The organism is Paenibacillus faecis (assembly GCF_008084145.1).
GTDB classification, from domain to species: Bacteria; Bacillota; Bacilli; order Paenibacillales; family Paenibacillaceae; genus Fontibacillus; species Fontibacillus faecis.
In genome coordinates this window covers 350,738-370,492 of the sequence record NZ_VSDO01000003.1, presented here as the reverse complement: position 1 = coordinate 370,492, position 19,755 = coordinate 350,738, and the positions used below count along the sequence as shown (strand labels likewise).

Here is a 19,755-nt window from a genome sequence, read left to right as displayed (position 1 = left end):
CCAAATGGGCTCAACATTCCTTTCCGCCGCCGGCCGCTTTGCTTCCCGATAGGGCATAGCGGCCCTGGCGGCCAGACCGTGCCGGGTTGTTCTCGCCGACCTCGGTCTTGTTTAGTTACAGCAAATCATGATGCACGGGAGGAACAGCGAATGGAATCCGAAAGCGCATTATACAAAGCATGGCTGCAGTACAGCGAACTGAGGGACGGCGATCTTCGGCGGGTTTACGCCGAATGGTTTGGTCGTGTCTACCTTGAGGCCGACCCCGGGACGGGGCCCGGGCAACGGTCGGCAGTGCTCGAAACGGCCGTGAGGGAGCTAAGACATGGCGCGGGAAAGATGCTGGGCGTGGATCCCGTCGTCCTAATCGGTGAACCTGACGAGGGGCCTTGCCTGGTAATCCGGCGGCGGCGGGGAACAGGAACCGGAGAAACAGCGAGTCGGCCGTGGGAAAAGGGAGAAGGTGCGTTTTCGGTGAGTCTTCGCCCGTCCGGCTCGGGGAGGCGCCTGGAGTTGTCCGCCGATTCCGATCGGGGCGTGCTTTACGGGGTTTTTCATCTGCTTCGCGGGATCGCCATGGAGCGGACTCCCGAAGCCTTGGAGACGGAGGCGTCCCCGGTAAACCGGCTGCGGATGATCAATCAGTGGGATAATGCGGACGGTTCGATCGAGCGGGGATACGCGGGAAAATCGATTTTTTACCGGGACGGGAACATCGTGCGGGACGTCGCGCGAATTCGGGATTACGCCCGTCTGTTGGCATCGGTGGGCATTAACGCGATATCAATCAACAATGTAAACGTCCATGAACAAGAAACCCGCTTCATTGCCGAGGAAGGGCTTCCGGATGTCGCGCGCGTGGCGGCGGTGTTTCGGGAGTACGGGATTGCGCTGTTTTTGAGCATCAATTTTGCCTCCCCGCTGGCCATCGGCGGGCTGAATACCGCCGACCCGCTGGATGCCGGCGTCCGGAATTGGTGGACGGAGACGGCGCGCCGGATTTACCGGCATATCCCGGACTTCGGCGGCTTTGTCGTCAAAGCCGACTCCGAGCATCGGCCGGGACCGTTCGCTTACGGGCGGGATCATGCCGACGGAGCGAACATGCTGGCCGAGGCTCTCGAACCTTACGGGGGGCTGGTGATTTGGCGCTGCTTCGTATACAACTGCATGCAGGATTGGCGCGACCGCTCCACGGACCGGGCGCGGGCGGCCTACGACCATTTTAAGCCGCTGGACGGGCGCTTCCGGGATAATGTGCTGATGCAGATCAAAAACGGGCCGATGGATTTCCAGGTTCGCGAGCCGGTGTCTCCGCTGTTCGGAGCGATGCGGCAGACGAATCAGGTGATCGAATTCCAGATTACCCAGGAATACACCGGCCAGCAGCGCCATTTGTGCTACCTGATTCCGCAGTGGAAGCAGGTGCTGGACTTCGAGACGCACGCGGTACCCGATGGCGGGGAGGTCAAGCGGATTGTGGAAGGCTCCGGGTTCGGCATGAAATACAGCGGTGTGGCGGCCGTGTCCAACACCGGGGACGACGCCTGCTGGACCGGGCATCCGCTGGCACAGGCCAATCTGTACGGTTACGGCCGGCTGACCTGGGACCCGGACCTTTCCGCCGAGGAGATTGCCCAGGAATGGGTGGGGCAAACCTTCGGAAACGACAGAGAGGTTGCCGAGACAGTGACGCGGATGCTCATGTCCTCCTGGCCGATTTACGAGAGCTACACGGCTCCGCTCGGCGTCGGCTGGATGGTCGTTCCCCACACTCATTACGGGCCGGATGTGGACGGGTACGAATACTCCCGCTGGGGGACCTATCATTTTGCCGACCGGGACGGCATCGGCGTGGATCGGACCGTCGCCACGGGTACGGGCTACACCGCGCAATATTTCAGTCCGAACCGGGACATCTACGAGTCGCCGGGCACCTGCCCGGATGAGCTTCTGTTGTTCTTCCATCATGTGCCCTACGGCCACCGGCTGCGATCCGGAAAAACCGTCATTCAGCACATTTACGATACGCACTTCGAAGGGGCGGAGGCGGCGGAAGACTTGCGGGGCAAGTGGACTTCCCTGGAGGGCAAGGTCGATTCCGAACGCTACGCGCTGGTCGCCGAAAGACTCGCGGAGCAGGCCGAGCACGCCCGGCATTGGCGCGACGTAATCAATACCTACTTCTACCGCAAATCCGGCGTACCGGATGAGCGGGGGAGACGAATCTACTAGAAACGAAGCGCCCGGAGTGGGTTAACGCTCCGGGCGCTTTATTTTCGTGGGTTGAGAGCCCGGCGGGGGCGGACAGGTCGTCAGGGGCGCCGACATTGCTTCAAACCTGATAAGGTGCGGCCTAAAAGAAAGGGGATGAAAGGATTGTTAGTGATTGTGAGGTACTCTGGAGCAGGGTTAGTTAGTTGAGTAATCAGATTCGCGTGTGGTGTTTAGGTACCGTTGAGAGTGGAGGGAGTTTCGAGTTTACCGGGATTAAAGCGGGTGTCCGGTCCGTCCACTTCCTGGACCGTTACGCTCTTCTGTAATTGTTGATGGGTTAACGGGACAACCTCATGTTAAATCAGGGTGTGTGCACTTTGGGCAAGGTTACGTGGAAAAATTCCAGCTAAATTACCGCAATCGGGCCAAAGGGGACGATTTTTTGGGGAATACCTTGAAGAAATCCCGCTAATTTGGATGAAACGGCACTGGCGTTGCATTAAACCTGACATGGTGCTGCCGACCCCGCAATCTCACTTGCCGCCCGTTTTAATAGCGGCGTTTTGGGCTGCTATTTCGCCCAAATTCGCTTTTTCGGGGAAAATAGCGGCTAAAAAAGGCCTTATTTCTCTGAAGCGGATGACGTAAAATAGTTTGTGTACCAAGTTTTGGAGTCTATCCAAAACATAAAAAAGTAGAGTATTCTCAGGGTTACGACGCCACTAAGAAGGGACTCTACTCAATGACTATGATACCAGAAAATCAACTCACAAACCTATTTGAAAATCTTGTCACTCAGTTTGTTAAAGAAAACCTGGAGTCCATTATGAGGGCCGAGATTAAGCACTTTATGGAAGACCCAGAAAACGAGCACAACAGTCGCAACGGCTACTACAAGCGCACTTTGCATACCAAATACGGCTACATCTCGGATCTTGAGGTACCACGCGATCGCCAGGGCTCCTTCCAAACCCATGTATTTGAGCCGTACCAGCGCCGAGATGGCTGGCTGGAAGAGGCCGTTATCCAAATGTACAAAAGCGGAATGGGGACCCGTGATGTTGCACGATTCATCGAAAGTATGTTCGGCAGTCACTATTCCCCGACGACCGTCAGCAATATTACCGCAACTGTCTTGGAAGACATCCAAAACTGGCAGGAACGCCCCTTACAAAAAAGGTACAGCGTTATTTACTTGGATGGTCTGTACGTAAAACTCAAGCGCAGCACTGTAAGCGGTGAGGTCATCTACTTTGCCATGGGCATTGACGAAGAAGGACGCCGCCAAATTCTAGGCTTCTATATAGGCGGTCAAGAGAGCTCCAATGGTTGGAGAGACGTTCTCAAAGACCTGTACAACCGTGGTGTACACGAAGTCCTTTTGGGCGTCTTTGACGGACTACCAGGACTGGACGAAGCTTTTAAAGAAGCATATCCTCAGGCAGACGTTCAGCACTGTATCGTGCATAAAGTTCGTTCTACCTTCCCTAAGATTCGTGTACAGGACAAGACAGACTTTATTAATGATCTCAAAACGATATATAACGCCTTGGATGATGTATGTGCCCTGGCTGCTTTTGACACGTTCAAAGACAAATGGGTAAAACGGTATCCGAAAGAAGTAAAGTCTTGGGAAGACCAACTGTCGACGTTGTTAACATTCTACCAATACCCTGAGGAAATAAAGGATGCGATCTACACTTCCAACCCGATAGAGCGGATGAACAAAGAAATACGCAAGCGTCTTAAGCCGATGAATAGTTTAACCAACATGGACGCTGCAGAGAAAATCGTATATCTAGATGTGATTGCTTATAACGAACGTTTTGAGAGCCGTGTTATTCGCGGATTCGCTGACCCTAAGGTCAAACAGGATCTGTCTGAAAAGTTTGCAAAACGCTATCCGGACTCTGACAACAATACTGATAACTAGCGTGATCTGGAGTTTGGTGGGGAGGGTTCCCCTCCCCACCAAATCCCCCATTCATCTACCCTTGATGAATATTCTACTGCTTACACAAACTTCTTGACGCTACCCTGAAGCGAGTCCAAAAATCGGTTTTCGGCCCCCTTTTCCTGAAAATAGGGCCCCAAATGACCGCTATTTCTCACCGAAGGGACAAATTCGACAAAATCACGCCGCAAATGACCGTTATCCTTCGCCCGGCTTCAAAGGGAGGCGGTTACGGCCATTAGACCCTTCGGGTTAATGCAACGCTAGTGGTGAAACGGTCTTGAAGTGAGAAATTAGCTGGAAAAACTCCAGCTAATCAATGGGAGGCAGCGTCGTGGCCGGAGCGCGGCTGGCGCATGGGGAGCGGGCAGGGGTGAGCCCAACTGCCTAGCTGCCCGACTCCCCTGCCCCCCCTCTGCCCTGCTTTCCGGGTCTTGCTTGCTTAGCCGCTTGCACTCTTGTCCCCCTGCGCTGCTCCGGGTGTGCTTAAGGCGAGCCTACACGCCGGAGTAGGCCATGAACCCGCCGTCGACCGGGACGACCGTGCCGGTGACGAAGCCGGAGGTGTCGGCGTCGGCCAGCCACAGCAGCGTGCCGAGCAGATCCTCGGGGACACCGAAGCGGCGCATCGGCGTGTGGGCGATGATTTTCCGGGAGCGCTCGGTCGGCGTCCCGTCCTCCTGCATGAGCAGAGCGCGGTTCTGCTCGGTTAAGAAAAATCCGGGGGCCACCGCGTTCACCCGGATTCCCGCCTCGGCCAAGTGCACCGCCAACCACTGCGTGAAGTTGTTGACCGCCGCTTTGGCCGCGCTGTAGGCCGGCACCTTGGTCATCGGACAAGGCGCGCTCATCGAGGAGATGTTCAGCACTGTCGCCCCCGGGCGACCGACCATCTCCTTGGCGAACACCTGCGTTGGAATCATCGTTCCGACGAAATTGAGATCCACAACGGTGCGCACGCCCGTAAGGCTCAAGTCAAAAAACGTCGTCACGTCCGGATTGGCCAAATCCTCGGCCCGGAACGTTTCGCCCGTCGTGTTGGCGCTGGGCTGGTTGCCTCCGGCGCCGTTGATCAACACATCGCACGGCCCGAACGCCGCGCGCACCGCCTGCTCCGCCGCCCGCACGCTGTCCGCGTCCGTGACGTCGCAGCCCACGGCGATCGCCGTGCCGCCGAGGCGGCGGATGTCCTCCGCCACCTGCTCGCCCCGCTCCGCCGTGCGGTTCAGCACCGCCACCCGCATGCCTTGGCGGGCGAGCTCCAAAGCCATCGCGCGGCACAGAACGCCGGCCCCGCCCGTGATAACCGCGTTTTTTCCCTCTAACGCGGGATGCTTAGGCAGTCGTGACATGGCCGTCCGCCTCCTTCCGTGCTTGTTCCGCGGGCCGCCGGCCCGCAAAGGCGTCCCACAACCCCCACAGGTACATAATGCCGAGGGCGCGGTCGTACAGCCCATATCCCGGGCGGCAGATTTCTCCCCAAAGATGACGGCCGTGGTCCGGGCGGCAGTAGCCCTTGAATCCGGTGTCATAATAAGCCTTGACGATCCCCCGGATGTCGACCGATCCGTCCGATGTCCGGTGGGAGGTTTCGATAAAGTCGCCGTTTTCGTACACCTTGACGTTCCGGATGTGGGCAAAAGGGATCCGCCCGCTGAATTCATGAATCATGCCGATGATGTCGTTGTCCGGATTCGCTCCGAGCGAGCCGCTGCACAGGGTAATCCCGTTGGACGGGCTGTCGTGAAGGGCCAGAAACCGGCGGAAATTTTCCTGATCGGTCAATATCCGCGGCAGTCCGAAGATCGGCCATGGCGGATCATCCGGATGCACGGCCATCAGGACCCCGTGTTCCTCCGCGACAGGAATGACGGCGTCGAGGAAATATTTCAGGTTGGCCCACAAATCTTCGGCCGTCACGTTGCGATAGGCTTCAAACAGCGCGGTCAGGTGTTCGAGACGCTCCGGCTCCCAGCCCGGCATCGTTAAGGTGCTGTTTTCGTTAATGAGGCGCACCAGCTCAAAGGGATCCACCCCGCGGATTTTGGACTGTTCAAAAAAGAGTGCCGTCGACCCGTCCTCCATCGGCTTATGCAGCTCGGTCCGCACCCAATCGAAGACCGGCATAAAATTATAGCAGATCACTTTGACTCCGGCTTTGGCCAGCTTTTCGACCGTGCGGATGTAATTGCCGATATAGCGGTCGCGGGTAGGGAGGCCGAGCTTGATGTCCTCATGAACATTGACGCTCTCCACGACCTCGATATGAAGGCCGTGCCGGTCCGCGAGCCGGCGCATCTCTTCGATCCGCTCCATCGGCCATTCTTCTCCGGCCGGAAGATCGTGAAGCGCCCATACGATCCCCTCGACCCCGGGAATTTGCTTGATCTGTTCCAGCGAAACCGTATCGTTTCCTTCGCCGAACCAGCGGAATACCATACGCATAAGTCCACCGCCTTCTATGTGATGAGGGTTATTGCTCCGTTTTGCTGAAATAATCCGGGAATTTCTCCTGCAGCACGCTTAAGTTCGAAATGCTCAGTCTTAAATGCTCCTTCATCGTCCGATCGGCGAGTTCTTTATCCCGCCGTACCACCGCATCGCCCATGGCCCGGTGCTGATCATATAAATGATCCCAATGCGGGTCCGTTTTCAGCCATAACACCCGGGTCCGGTTCAGGTGGGCATTCATCTGCTGAATGACGGACCAGGTGCCCAGCTTCCTACACCCTTCAAAAAGAATCCGATGATACGCCTCGTCCAATTCGAACATGGCGCTGCCGTCATGCCGGGCCAAGGCATCCCGTTGGAGCTCCAGGTTGTCATTCAGCGAGCGGAGCGATGCTTCGGGAAAATCCCGGCAGGCCAAGCGAATCACGGCCCGTTCCAGCTGCTCCCTCATAAATCGCGCTTCTTCGACCAGATCGGGGTCGATCAGCGAGACGCGGGTACCCCGCTGCGGCAGCACGACGAGCAATCCCTCCTGCGCGAGCCGGACGAAGCTTTCCCGGACGGGCGTTCGGCTGACTTGAAAAGCGACGGACATCTCTTTTTCCGAAAGTGCCGTCCCCGGAGGGAGCTCCAGAGTAACAATTTGCTGTTTCAGTTGGGCATAAACATGGTTTCCGGCAGATCCGGCCGCGGAGTCTGTCAATGGTTTCAAACGATCACCTCCTGTTAGGTTAGATACTACCATACAAGTATGGCAGTGTAACTGCACAAATTAAAGAAGTTTGGGAAAGTCGGGCTTGATTTGGGTAAAAAAAGGCGCGGTCTGCGCATAGCAACGGGTTCCATCCTTTGGTACCTTTTTGGTAAGCGCTAACATTAAAAAAGAAGCAGGAGGATGTCCGTGCCGATGAACGCGTTAAAAGGAGCTTTTTATACGGATCGATATCGGAATTTGCTGGCCGACTACGGTTATGAGGAAGAGGAGATTACCCGGCGGGTAGAGGCCGCCTGGCGTGAGATGTTCGAGGGTGACGAGAAAACCCGGATTTATCATGAATCGGGGAGCGATATGGGGTATATGCTGGATACGGGCAACCACGATGCGCGCACCGAAGGAATGTCTTACGGGATGATGATGGCCGTGCAGATGGACCGCCGGGACGTGTTCGACCGCTTATGGAAATGGGCCGTGGAATACATGTACATGACAGAGGGGGAGAATGCCGGTTATTTCGCCTGGTCCTGCGCGCCGGACGGAACCAGACTGTCGGACGGGCCGGCCCCGGACGGGGAAGAGTATTTTGCGATGGCGCTGTTTTTTGCCTCCCACCGCTGGGGGGATCGGGAAGCGCCTTTCAATTATGGCGAACAAGCGAGGGAACTGCTGCGCACCTGCCTGCATAAAGGGGAGGACGGCAAAGGGGATCCGATGTGGAACAGGGACAACAAGCTGATCAAGTTCATCCCGAACTGCGAGTTTACGGACCCGTCCTATCATCTGCCGCATTTTTACGAGTTGTTCGCTTTATGGGCGGATCCGGAGGACCGGGCGTTCTGGAAGGAGGCGGCCGAGGCCAGCCGGCGCTACGTGCAGGCCGCCTGTCATCCCGTGACAGGGCTTGCCCCGGAGTACGCCCATTATGACGGCACGCCGAACCATGTCCGGGGGTTCGGGCACTTTTTCAGCGACTCTTACCGGGTGGCCGCCAATTTGGGGCTGGATGCGGAATGGTTCGGCGGAGCAACGTGGGAGCGGGAAACCGCCGACCGGATTCAGGCTTTTTTTGCGAATAAAACGCCCGACGATTACCGCAGGTATACCATTGAGGGGGAGCCTTTCGAGGAAAAAGCGCTCCACCCGGTCGGCCTGCTTGCCACCAACGCGATGGCCTCGCTCGCCACAGAGGGAGCGAATGCCCGCGCCAGCGTGGAACTGTTTTGGAACACACCGCTGCGGACCGGAGATCGCCGCTATTACGATAACTGTCTCTATTTCTTCACCTTGCTTGCCTTGAGCGGCAGATACCGCATTTGGAAGCCTAAAGCGTGATGGAAGGGGGGTGCCTGGCTGCGCGGCGAATTAACGGGAAAATCTCCCGTTAAATGACGCGCGGTTGGCCAGGAGCGAGGATTACCTGGAAAAAGTCCCGCTAATTTGCCGTGATCGGGCCGAATTGGCCCAAATGAGCTGAATTAGCGGGAGGAAATCCAGCTAATTAGGTGAGATCCCGCCAAATGAGGGAAATTAACGGGAAAAAATCCCGTTAATGCAAAAGGACGACGGGACTGGGCAGTATGGGCAGCGCACTCAGAAGATCGAGGCACTCTGGTGAAGAATTAGTTAGTTGAGTAATATGATTTGTCTGCGGTGTGCAGTTACGGTAGGAGATGAAGGCAAGTTTGAGCTTGGACATTTAGGCTGGGCGCGGGCCGTCCCAGCCTTGGGGGCTGGGACGGCCCTGGTTGATCCATGGTTGCCACGTTGCCATGGTAGGCCATGGATAGGCCCTTGTTGGGCATGGATGTGCCCTGGTTGGGACCTGGGCGGCGAATTAACGGGAAAACCTCCCGTTAAATGAGGCGCAAGTGGCCGGGAGTGAGGATTACCTGGAAAACGTCCCGCTAATCTGCCATGATCGGGCCGGATTGGCCCAAACGAGCTGAATTAGCGGGAGGAAATCCAGCTAATTAGGTGAGATCCCGCCAAATGAGGGAAATTAACGGGAGAAAATCCCGTTAATACAAAAGGACGACGGGACTGGGCAGTATGGGCAGCGCACTCAGAAGATCGAGGCACTCTGGTGAAGAATTAGTTAGTTGAGTAATATGATTTGCCTGCGGTGTTTAGTTACGGTAGAAGGTAAAGGCAAGTTTGAGCTTTGACATGTTTGCCTGGGCGAGGGCAGGCCCAGCCTTGGGGGCGGGCACGGCCATGGTTGCCGTGATTGGCCAAGGTAGGCCATGGATAGGCCCTTGTTGGGCATGGATGTGCCCTGGTTGGGACCTGGGCGGCGAATTAACGGGAAAACCTCCCGTTAAATGAGGCGCAAGTGGCCGGGAGTGAGGATTACCTGGAAAAAGTCCCGCTAATCTGCCATGATCGGGCCGGATTGGCCCAAACGAGCTGAATTAGCGGGAGGAAATCCAGCTAATTAGGTGAGATCCCGCCAAATGAGGGGAATTAACGGGAGAAAATCCCGTTAATGCAAAAGGACGACGGGACTGGGCAGTATGGGTAGCGCACTCAGAAGATCGAGGCACTCTGGTGAAGAATTAGTTAGTTGAGTAATATGATTTGCCTGCAGTGTTTAGTTACGGTAGAAGGTAAAGACAAGTTAGAGCTTGGACATGTTAGGCTGGGCGAGGGCAGGCCTAGCCTTTAGGGGCGGGCACGGCCTTGGATGGCCCTGGTTGCCACGTTGGACCGAAGTTAGCATTGTCGTCCATAGTTGCCGTGATTGTCCAGAGGTGGTCCCTGCTGAGGCCAGGCGGCGGATTAACGGGAAAACCTCCCGTTAAACGACGCGCGATTGGCTAGAGCAGCAACCTCGATAACATAGAATTCCTGCAAATCTGCATGTTTTTTTCCCTGTTCGGAACAAAAAAATGAAAATTCCTGCGATTCTGCAGGAATTTTCGACGAAACCGGCTCGATTGTCTAATATCGCTAAAAATGCCTGCAGTTTTGCATCTTTTTTCGAATCCTCTCGGGAACCGGCTTAAAATACCTGCAGATTTGCATCTTTTTGGAGTTGGGAAGGGTCGGAGAGTAGAGCGCTAGGCCCTTGATCCCCGTAGGTTTAAGGGTGCGGCACTAGAAGCGCCTAGTTTGCTACAACTGATCACCAACAACCGACCCGTACCGATTTAGCGCCGGGCCAACTTCCCATTACCGTTCAGAAGGGCCTCCCGCCACCTGTTGAACGCTTGCCAGGGGCCGCCGCCGTCCAACAGGGATTTGCCGATATAGATCCCCTCTTCGACGGAATCGGCGCGTTCCGTGAGATGCAGGCGCAAGGCGCTGTTCAAAACCGCCTGGTTGATGAAGGCCTGGTGGGCTTCACCGGTCAGGACGGCTTCGGTCACGCGCAGCTGCTCGGCGGCGGTCCATCGCGTTTCGGGCGGCACCGCTTCAAGCCCATAGGCTTCCGGGTCAATCACCCGGAGCCTGGCTTCGCTCGAATCGACCGTGTAAACGCGCGTAGGGCGGTCGATATGGACGTCCTCGGAGCCTTCCGGGCCCTGGACGATCAGGGCCTTTTGGTAATTCAGCCTCTGCAGGAGCTGGGCGGTCCGTTCAAACACGGTGTTGTGAAAAACACCGTACACGAGATACGGTGAGTGGCTGTAATCGACCAGCTTCTCCACAGTGTTGAGGATCGTGCGGAGGCCAAGCTCCTCCCGAAGCTCCCGCAGGTTCCGCAGCGGGGGACACCAAGCCTCGGCCGGCACGGCCAGGACGCCGCTTCCCTCGGCCGCGGCCGTCGTCCGCTCGCGGGAAAGCGCTCCTTCGTCAAGCCCCATGGCCTGGAGCACATCCATCAGGGTAACGCCCCACTTGGGCGGCAGTGAAGGGGTGCCGTGGATCGTTACCGGAACGCCGGCTGCGGCCAGCAGAAAGGCGGAGGCGAATCCGGCCATGAAGGAAGTTTTTCTTCCGTCGTATGGCCCGGCGCAATCCAGCCCCAGCCCCAGCCCCAGCCCGTCCGCGCTGCGCGGAATGCGCATTGACCGATCGCGGATCGCCTCGACGAAGGCGAGCAATTCTTCCACGCTCTCCATCTTGATCCGCTCCGCCAGGAGAAAGGCGCCGATTTGCGCCGGCGTCGCTTTCCGGTCCAGGATCAGCTCCGCGGCGGCGAGAGCTTCCTCGTAGTTCAGGTCGCGGGCGCCGCGTTTTCCCCGTCCGACTTCCTTCAATATATCCGTCATGTTCATACGGAATCCTCCTTGTGAACCCGCCTAGCCTTGCTAGGTTTTTAATTGTTGGTGAGCCTTGACGATCGAAGTGGCGATATCGACGATTCGTTTGCGTTCATTCATCGCCCGCCGGCGCAAAACGTCGTAGGCTTCCGCCTCCGGAATCCGGTTGATTTCGCACAAAATGCTTTTGGCTAAATCGATCCACTTGCGCTCCTCCAGCCGGGAGACCAGTTGGGCCCGCTCTTCAAGCCACTGACGCCGCTCAAAAAAATGCCTGCCGCCCAGGTGGAGGGCCCAATGGAGTTCGTGAGCTGACATGGTTGGTGTCAGGATGCCGTCGACCGGGATGTCTTCCTCGCAAGCTTCCAGGGAGGAGGCGGCCGTTTCGGCGCTGCACCACCAAAGAAGCGGAACCGGCTTCCACCGGGACAACCGCTGCTCCCAATCGCGAATTCCCGTGATCGGCAATTGGAGGACGACGGCATCGGCCTCCTGCATTTTTTTGCGGATATCCTGGCTTTGGCAGGAGGCAGATACCCGGTATCCATGGCGTTTCAGCAGATGCTCTGGCTCGGCATCACCTTCGGACGCATCGGATGGCCCCTCGTACTTCTTAAGGGAGGCGGATTCGCGAATGACCAACAGGAAACGCATCGGAATATAACCCTCCTATTCATTCCTACTTCAATAACCAACCCGTCATAAAACCTTACATAAAATCATCCTGTTTGAAAGTTTTATCTGTATTTTCGCGTGATATTTCTGAAAAATCAATATAATTTTCGTAAGAAAGCATGGATTAAGTGACATATGTAGCATTCAAGTCGCAAAATAATATAAGCTAACTTAACATGTAAACTATTTTCGCAAAATTCAGTTATTTAAAAATTTTATGTCATGTATATTGACATGCGGAGATTTATTGTTTATAGTAGCCTCAACGATAACAACCAGTTCACATAACAAACCATCGGGCACAATGAGGTGTCGATGCTGAAGCGGCAACGGAGCCTGTCTTCGCCAGAATCAAGGATCGGAAATAAACATGCCATTCGCATGCTTATGACCGGCCTGTGGCGGAGCAGGCTTTTTCTGTTGTGCAGTGCTTGTACCGAGGACAAAAGAAACGGAAGGGGAGAACCGGACATGGGTGAAAAGAAAAAACTGGTGCTGGTCGGCAATGGGATGGCGGGAATGAGGACGGTCGAGCATGTCCTGAAGCTGGCCCCGGACGCTTATGAAATTACCGTTTTCGGAGCGGAGCCTCATCCGAATTATAACCGGATCATGCTGTCCTCCGTACTGGCGGGCGGGTCCGATATGAAAGAAATCGTAATCAACGACTTGGATTGGTACGCGGACAACGGAATCCGCCTTTACACCGGGGATGCGGTAGTCAAAATCGATACGATGAAGAAAAAGGTGGTTTCGGAGTCCGGCGTAGAGGCAGGGTACGACGCCCTGATCGTCGCCACGGGGTCTAACCCTTTTATGCTTCCGCTGCCCGGCGCGAACAAGGAAGGCGTCATCGGGTTCCGCGACATTAAGGACTGCCATTTAATGATGGAGGCTTCGAAAAAATACAAAAAAGCCGCCGTTATCGGCGGGGGGCTGCTGGGGCTGGAGGCGGCGAGAGGCCTGCTGCATCTGGGGATGGATGTCTCGGTGATCCATATCCATTCTTATTTAATGGAGCGCCAGTTGGATGAGCCGGCGGCCAAAATGCTGCAGCGGGAACTGGAGGCCCAGGGGATGAAATTCCTGATGGCCAAACAGACCGCGGCGATCCGGGGAGGGCGCCGGGCCGACGGGCTTGAATTCGCGGACGGCAGCTCCTTGGATGCGGACCTCATCGTTATGGCCGTGGGGATCAAGCCGAATGTGGAGCTGGCCAATTCGGCGGGACTGCAGGTCAACCGGGGCATCGTCGTGAACGACTTCCTCGAAACCAGCGTTCCGGGCGTCTATGCGGTAGGCGAGTGTGCCGAGCACCGCGGGATCGCCTATGGCCTCGTGGCTCCGCTGTACGAGCAGGGAAGTGTGCTGGCGAAGCGCCTGGCTGGCGTGGAAACCGGCGGCTACACGGGTTCGGTGACCTCGACGAAGCTGAAGGTGTCCGGGGTGGACGTTTTCTCGGCCGGGTATTTCATGGATGCCCCCGGAACGCGGTCGATGCGGATTCAGGACGACCTGGAGGGTACCTATAAAAAAATCGTGCTGCAAGACGATAAGCTGGTCGGTGCCGTGCTGTTCGGGGATACGTCGGATGGAGCCTCCCTGTTCGCGAAGATCAAGAGCGGGGAGAGCGTGGCCGGCAAGGAGAAGGAGCTGCTGCTTGGTTTCCCGGCCGGAGGCGGAGCGGCCGCTTCGCCGGCGGCAAGACTCGCCGCCATGGCGGATGACGAGATTATTTGCGGCTGTAACGGTGTATCCAAAGGCACGATCGTAAACGCGGTCAAGGACGGCTGCGGCACGGTCGGCGAAATCAAGGCCTGCACGAAGGCGTCCGGTTCCTGCGGCGGATGTAAGCCACTGGTCGAAGGGCTGCTCGAGCTGTATGGAGACGGGACCGCGGGCGAGCCTGTCAAGGAGGGCATCTGCGGGTGCACTTCGCTGGGACGCGATGAAATTGTGGAGAGCATTCGGGCGATGTCGCTCAAATCCGTAAAAGAAGTCATGAACGTGCTGGAATGGCGGGAGCCGGAAGGCTGCTCGAAATGCCGACCCGCGCTCAACTATTACCTGGGCATGCTCTGGCCGGCGGAATATATGGACGAGAAGGAGTCCCGCTTCGCCAATGAGCGGTACCACGCCAACATCCAGAAAGACGGAACTTATTCCGTCGTGCCGCGCATCTACGGCGGGGTAACTTCCCCGGCCGATCTCAAGCGGATCGCGGCGGTGGCGGAGAAATACGACGTGCCGATGGTCAAGTTTACCGGCGGACAGCGGATCGACCTGCTCGGCGTAAAGAAAGAGGACCTTCCGAAAATTTGGGCCGAGCTCGATATGCCGTCGGGCCATGCTTACGGCAAGGCTTTGCGGACCGTAAAAACCTGCGTCGGCTCCACGTTCTGCCGGTTCGGCACCCAGGATTCGATCGGCATGGGGATCGCGCTGGAGAAGGCCTTTGAACGGCTCAACACGCCGGGGAAAGTGAAGCTGGCCGTCTCCGGGTGCCCGCGGAACTGCGCCGAGGCGACGATCAAGGATCTTGGCGTGGTCGCGATCGACGGAGGCTGGGAACTTTATGTCGGCGGCAACGGAGGCGTCAAGGTTAGGGCGGCCGACTTGCTGTGCACGGTGAAGACGGAGGAGGAAGTCATGGAGTGGACGGCTGCGTACCTGCAATTTTACCGGGAGCAGGCCAACTGGAACGAACGCACGGCGCAATGGGTGGAGCGCGTCGGGCTGGAGACGATCAAGGCGGTGCTGGAAAACGCCGAGGAACGCCAGGCTTTGGCCGCCCGGATCGAAGAAACGCTGAGCCGGACGACGGATCCGTGGAAGGAGATCATCAACAGCGAAGAGCTGCGGAAAAACTTCGAACCGCTGCCGAGCGCGGAGCAGGTCGTGGGGTAATCGGACTATTTTGCGGATGGATGCCATGAATGATGATTTGGGAGGGAACAGCCATGCTGACGAAAATAAAAATCGCCCATGTGCAGGATATCGATGTGCTGGGCTCACGGACTTTTACGGTGGGAGATAAAGAGATCGCCCTGTTCCGGCTAAGCGACGGCAGCGTTCATGCCGTGGAGAACCGCTGCCCGCACAAAGGCGGGCGGTTGTCGGAAGGGATGGTGTGCGGGTCCAACGTCCACTGTCCGCTGCACGATTGGAAGATCGATCTGCGGAGCGGCAACGTCCAGGAGCCCGACCACGGTTCGGTGATCGTGTATGAAACGGAAGTGGACGCCGCAACGGGCTCCGTCTACATCACTATAGATTAACTGGAACAGGGAGGCTGGGGCCGATGGATCATGTAAAACCTGCGGAAGTCCTTGAAGCGATCATTGGAGCGGGGGCCGATAAGGCCGCCTTGGGCATCCGGCAAATGCTGGTGAAAGGCTTTTTGGCCGGCGCGATTCTGGCTTGTGCAACGACGCTGGCCTTCACCGCGACGCAGCAAACCTCACTTGGAGTGGTGGGGGCGCTCATTTTTCCCGTCGGTTTCGTCATCATTATTCTGCTGGGTTTGGAGCTCGTGACGGGCAGTTTTGCACTGATCCCGCTCGCCGTTCTGGAACGGAAGGCCTCTTTCCGGCGGATGCTGGCGAACTTCGGCTGGGTCATTCTCGGGCACCTGCTCGGCTGTGCCCTGTATGCCGTTCTTTATGGGCTGACGATTACGAAAATGGGGACCGATTTGAGCCACCCCTTGGTCCATACGCTGATCACGACGAGCGAAGCCAAAACCCTCGGGTACAAGGCGATGGGCCTTTCGGGTCTGGGGCTTGTGCTGATCAAGGCGGTGCTGTGCAACTGGATGGTGACGCTCGGCGCGGTGATGGCCTTTACTTCGCGTTCGACTGCGGGAAAAATCATCGCCATGTGGCTGCCGATTCTGATCTTTTTTGCCCAGGGGTTTGAACATGCGGTCGTCAACATGTTCGTCATTCCCGCCGGGATGCTGCTCGGGGCGAAGGTGAGCCTGACGGACTGGTGGATGTGGAACCAGCTTCCGGTGTTGGCCGGAAATTTGCTCGGGGGCGTGACTTTAACGGGCTTGGGACTCTACTTTTCGCTGAAAAAGAAAGCCTCCCCTGCAGCTTCCACAGGCTCTCCGGTTGAGACGGGCGAGGGCCGGTTCATTCCGGCGCCCGCTTCCCGGGCGGGGGAAAGCGTATGATGCGCCATGGGCTGGGGGAAGGCTTCGTAAGCATCGTGGGAGCGGGCCCCGGCGATCCGGAGCTGATCACGGTGAAGGCGCTCAAGGCGATCCGTGCGGCGGACGTGATCCTGTACGACCGGCTGGTGAACGTCGAGCTGCTCACCTACGGCGATTCGCTCGCCGAGCGGATCTACTGCGGCAAGGCGCCGGGGCGGCACGCCATGACGCAGGACATGATCCAGCGCCGGATGATCGACAGCGCGCTGGAGGGCAAACGGGTGGTCCGCCTTAAGGGCGGGGACCCGTTCGTGTTCGGGCGCGGCGGCGAAGAGGCGCTGGCGCTGGCCGCCCGGGGCATCCCGTACGAGGTGATCCCGGGCATCACCTCGGCGATCGGCGCGGCGGCCGCGTCCGGCATCCCGCTGACGCACCGCGGCGTCGCGGCTTCCTTCGCCTGCGTGACGGGCAGCCGCTGCCCGGGCGCCGAGACCGGCGAGGACGGCGAGGACGGCGGAAGCCCGGCCGTCCAGTGGGAGCTGCTGGCCCATGCCGTCGACACGCTGGTGATCTACATGGGCGTCAGCCAGCTGAAGGAGATCCGCAGCGAGCTCCTGCGGCACGGCAAGGCCGCCTCGACGCCCGTGGCGCTCATCGAGAGCGGGACGACACGGCGGCAGCGCACGTTCACCAGCACGCTCGGCGAGGTGCACAAGCTGGCCGCGGCCGTGCAGATCAGCAACCCGGCGCTAATCGTGATCGGCGCGGCCGTGCTGGTCCGCGATCAGCTGGCCCAGCTGGAGCGCCAGGCGGCGTCGATGATCGGATAAGACTCAAAAAAAGGTGTCCTCGATTATTTCGGGACACCTTTTTTTGAGTTTGCGGGCGAGTGGGTGGAAGTGATTATCGGGAAAAACTCCCGCTAATAGCCTCAATACGATTGGCAGTGTACGTCTCGGCCTCATTCACCCGGAAGGCGCAAGGATCGAACTGAATGGCTGAGCGGTAGTTGTTCTCCCCGTTCCTATAATCGAGCTTTAGTTAATTGTTTTTGAGCTCGGCCAGCAACTCGTAAGAATGCAAACGGGCCTTATGGTCATAGATTTGTCCGGCGACGATCAGTTCGTCCGCGCCGGTCTCCTGCAGGATTTCCTCCAACCGGGTCCGGACCGTGTCCGGGGAACCGATGGCCGAAAAGCCGAGTTGGCGCTGAACGAGCGCTTTTTCCTGCGGCGTCCAGATCTCCTCCAGGCTGTCGACCGGTGCGCTCAACTGGCCGGGGCGGCGGCGGATCAGGTTCAGGAATTGCATCGCCTGCGAAGTCGCCAGCCTGCGGGCCTCGGCATCCGTGTCGGCGACGATCACGTTCACGCCGACCATGGCGTACGGCTTCTCCAGGTGAACCGACGGCTGAAAATGGCCGCGGTACAAATCCAGCGCCGGCAACAGGTAATCCGGCGCGAAATGGCTGGCGAAGGAGAACGGCAGGCCCAGAGCGGCGGAGAGTTGAGCGCTGAAACCGCTCGAGCCCAGCAGCCAGATCGGGATGTTCAGCCCTTCGCCGGGAATCGCCCTTACCCGCATCGAGGAACTCGATACGGGGTGGAAGTACTCCCGGAGCTCGCGCAGCCGCTCCGGGAAGTCCTGGCCGTCGCTGCCCGGGCCGCGGCGCAGCGCCTGCGCCGTAAGCTGGTCGGAGCCGGGCGCCCGACCGAGGCCCAGATCGATCCGCCCGGGATACAGCGTCTCGAGCGTACCAAACTGCTCGGCGATCACGAGCGGCGAATGGTTCGGCAGCATGATGCCGCCCGAACCGACGCGGATCGTGCTCGTTCCGCCGGCCACGTAGCCGATGGCTACCGAGGTGGCCGAGCTGGCGATTCCCGGCATGCTGTGATGCTCGGCGAGCCAGAAGCGCTTATAGCCCCATGCTTCGGCATGCCGGGCCAGATCCAGCGAGTTGTTTAGCGACTGGGCGGCCGTGCCGCCAGCGGTGATCGGGGCGAGATCCAATATGGACAGAGGAATCGCGGACAACGGTCTGTTATCGGAAACGTTAGGGAAATGAAGACCGTAACTAAGTTCAGACATGAAATCGATACCTCCCAATTTTTTATACATACTTTAGATCACTATCATACCAAAAGTAACTGCAAAGATGAAAGTAGGGGCGGGATATGACGCATCTTTTCATTTAATATGCCCGACTTCTCTTGATCTGACCGAAATTTCGCCGGCATCATGCAACATCTTTGGATCGCGGGGGCGGCAAATTGTTGATGGGATTGGGAAACGTCTCAAATAAGGCCGTTTGGGACGCTATTTGCAAGTAGGCATTATAGCGCGCGCCCGAGACAGCACAGCATCGTTTACCCCATAGTGCTTGAGGCAACATAGCGCCCGAGACAGCCAACCGAGGCCAAGCTTCTAACGGAAGCCATAGCCGCTATTTCGAACTTTCAGGGGAAAATGGAATTCTAACGGACGTAGTAGCGGCTATTTCGGCAAAACGGGGTCATTTAAGCGGTGTTTGGCCCAAATAGGGGCTATTATTTCCGTTAGAATTCCCGGAGAGCCCATTTAGGCGAAATAGCGGCTATTATGTCCGTTAGCGTAACTTAGAGTAACCATGGGGAGTTGGCCCCCCGAGTAGCCAACCGAGGCCAAGCTTCTAACGGAAGCCATAGCTGCTATTTCGAACTTTCAGGGGATATTGAAATTCTAACGGACGTAGTAGCGGCTATTTCGGCAAAACGGGGTCATTTAAGCGGTGTTTGGCCCAAATAGGCGCTATTATTTCCGTTAGAATTCCTGGAGAGCCCATTTAGGCGAAATAGCGGCTATTATGTCCGTTAGAGTAATTTTGAAGCTGGCTTTTACCGAAATGACGCCCTGTCGATCGAACGGAAGACCCTGTCTAGCCTCGGTCCCGAGGGTGCCGGCCCCGAGGATTCGGCACGACGCGAAAGACGCGCATGCCTGGCCCCGCCTGAGCTTACCGCCGGCAATATGTGAGTATTGCGTGTGCCCAGCCTGGGTTATCCCTTGGCTAGATCCGCCCCGAGCACTCCGGCTTCACGCCAATTTGCCCGTACTCCCATTGCAGTCTCAAGCGCCGTCTCTGGCGTCCGGCCTCTCGCACCGTGTTTTCCCAAATGTATCTGGCCCTCCACATCGGCACCAGCGCATCAGCTTCCCGCCTCAGCCCACCGTGCATCAGCCCCTCCGGCCAGCATCATCTCCCACGGATCATCTCCCACGGATCATCTCCCTCCCGCATCATCCCGTCGTCATCCGTTTATCGTGTATCCGCTCGTGCATCCACTCATCCGCTCCCCTGCATCAGCCCCTGCTTTAGCTCTAAACGCCCCATTGCTCG

14 protein-coding genes are annotated in these 19,755 nt (G+C 57.6%); 7 read left to right on the top strand and 7 right to left on the bottom strand.

Features of this window, described 5'->3' with window-relative positions:
* The first annotated feature begins 150 nt into the window (after nucleotides 1–150).
* A complete protein-coding gene (locus FRY98_RS15150; protein ID WP_148453391.1) occupies nucleotides 151–2,235 on the top strand; it encodes an alpha-glucuronidase family glycosyl hydrolase in 2,085 nt (694 codons plus the stop codon).
* A 724-nt stretch (nucleotides 2,236–2,959) separates the two neighbouring features.
* A complete protein-coding gene (locus FRY98_RS15145; RefSeq protein ID WP_148453388.1) occupies nucleotides 2,960–4,150 on the top strand; it encodes an IS256 family transposase in 1,191 nt (396 codons plus the stop codon).
* 518 nt (nucleotides 4,151–4,668) lie between these two features.
* Here FRY98_RS15145 and FRY98_RS15140 read toward each other — a convergent pair.
* Genes FRY98_RS15140 through FRY98_RS15130 form a run of 3 tightly spaced genes read right to left on the bottom strand, consistent with a single transcriptional unit; the run spans nucleotide 4,669 to nucleotide 7,334 of the window.
* Nucleotides 4,669–5,523, bottom strand: coding sequence for an SDR family oxidoreductase (locus tag FRY98_RS15140; RefSeq protein ID WP_148454507.1), 855 nt, complete (start codon nucleotides 5,521–5,523; stop codon nucleotides 4,669–4,671).
* Nucleotides 5,507–6,616, bottom strand: a complete 1,110-nt coding sequence (uxuA, locus tag FRY98_RS15135; protein ID WP_148453385.1) for a mannonate dehydratase — start codon at nucleotides 6,614–6,616, stop codon at nucleotides 5,507–5,509. Before uxuA ends, FRY98_RS15140 begins: the two co-directional genes overlap by 17 nt.
* 28 nt (nucleotides 6,617–6,644) lie before the next feature.
* Nucleotides 6,645–7,334 carry a GntR family transcriptional regulator gene (locus FRY98_RS15130; protein ID WP_249043423.1) on the bottom strand — a complete coding sequence of 230 codons (690 nt, stop codon included), beginning with the start codon at nucleotides 7,332–7,334 and terminating at the stop codon, nucleotides 6,645–6,647.
* Nucleotides 7,335–7,529: 195 nt separating this feature from the next.
* On the opposite strand from FRY98_RS15130, the gene FRY98_RS15125 reads away from it, so the two are divergent.
* Nucleotides 7,530–8,672, top strand: a complete 1,143-nt coding sequence (locus FRY98_RS15125) for a family 8 glycosyl hydrolase (protein WP_148453379.1) — start codon at nucleotides 7,530–7,532, stop codon at nucleotides 8,670–8,672.
* 1,817 nt (nucleotides 8,673–10,489) lie between these two features.
* On the opposite strand, the gene FRY98_RS15120 is transcribed toward FRY98_RS15125, so the two are convergent.
* On the bottom strand, nucleotides 10,490–11,560 hold the full coding sequence (locus tag FRY98_RS15120) for an anthranilate phosphoribosyltransferase (RefSeq protein WP_148453376.1): 1,071 nt from the start codon (nucleotides 11,558–11,560) through the stop codon (nucleotides 10,490–10,492).
* A gap of 33 nt (nucleotides 11,561–11,593) precedes the next feature.
* Nucleotides 11,594–12,199 (bottom strand): ANTAR domain-containing response regulator, encoded by a 606-nt coding sequence (locus tag FRY98_RS15115; protein WP_148453374.1) that lies wholly within the window; start codon nucleotides 12,197–12,199, stop codon nucleotides 11,594–11,596.
* A gap of 492 nt (nucleotides 12,200–12,691) precedes the next feature.
* Between FRY98_RS15115 and nirB the strand changes: the two genes are divergently transcribed.
* Genes nirB through cobA form a run of 4 tightly spaced genes read left to right on the top strand, consistent with a single transcriptional unit; the run spans nucleotide 12,692 to nucleotide 17,206 of the window.
* On the top strand, nucleotides 12,692–15,127 hold the full coding sequence (nirB, locus tag FRY98_RS15110) for a nitrite reductase large subunit NirB (RefSeq protein WP_148453370.1): 2,436 nt from the start codon (nucleotides 12,692–12,694) through the stop codon (nucleotides 15,125–15,127).
* Nucleotides 15,128–15,180: 53 nt separating this feature from the next.
* Nucleotides 15,181–15,498 (top strand): nitrite reductase small subunit NirD, encoded by a 318-nt coding sequence (nirD, locus tag FRY98_RS15105; RefSeq protein WP_211373307.1) that lies wholly within the window; start codon nucleotides 15,181–15,183, stop codon nucleotides 15,496–15,498.
* A 23-nt stretch (nucleotides 15,499–15,521) separates the two neighbouring features.
* Complete coding sequence (locus FRY98_RS15100) at nucleotides 15,522–16,397, top strand: formate/nitrite transporter family protein (RefSeq protein ID WP_148453367.1); 876 nt, start codon at nucleotides 15,522–15,524, stop codon at nucleotides 16,395–16,397.
* A complete protein-coding gene (gene cobA / locus FRY98_RS15095) occupies nucleotides 16,397–17,206 on the top strand; it encodes a uroporphyrinogen-III C-methyltransferase (RefSeq protein ID WP_148454503.1) in 810 nt (269 codons plus the stop codon). Before FRY98_RS15100 ends, cobA begins: the two co-directional genes overlap by 1 nt.
* Before the next feature lie 211 nt (nucleotides 17,207–17,417).
* Here the strand turns inward: cobA and FRY98_RS15090 are convergent, their stop codons facing one another.
* Together FRY98_RS15090 and FRY98_RS28445 are read right to left on the bottom strand one after the other, a co-directional pair.
* Nucleotides 17,418–18,467, bottom strand: coding sequence for an LLM class flavin-dependent oxidoreductase (locus tag FRY98_RS15090; RefSeq protein WP_148453364.1), 1,050 nt, complete (start codon nucleotides 18,465–18,467; stop codon nucleotides 17,418–17,420).
* Between the two features lie 958 nt (nucleotides 18,468–19,425).
* Complete coding sequence (locus tag FRY98_RS28445) at nucleotides 19,426–19,593, bottom strand: hypothetical protein (protein ID WP_170287101.1); 168 nt, start codon at nucleotides 19,591–19,593, stop codon at nucleotides 19,426–19,428.
* Nucleotides 19,594–19,755 lie beyond the last annotated feature (162 nt).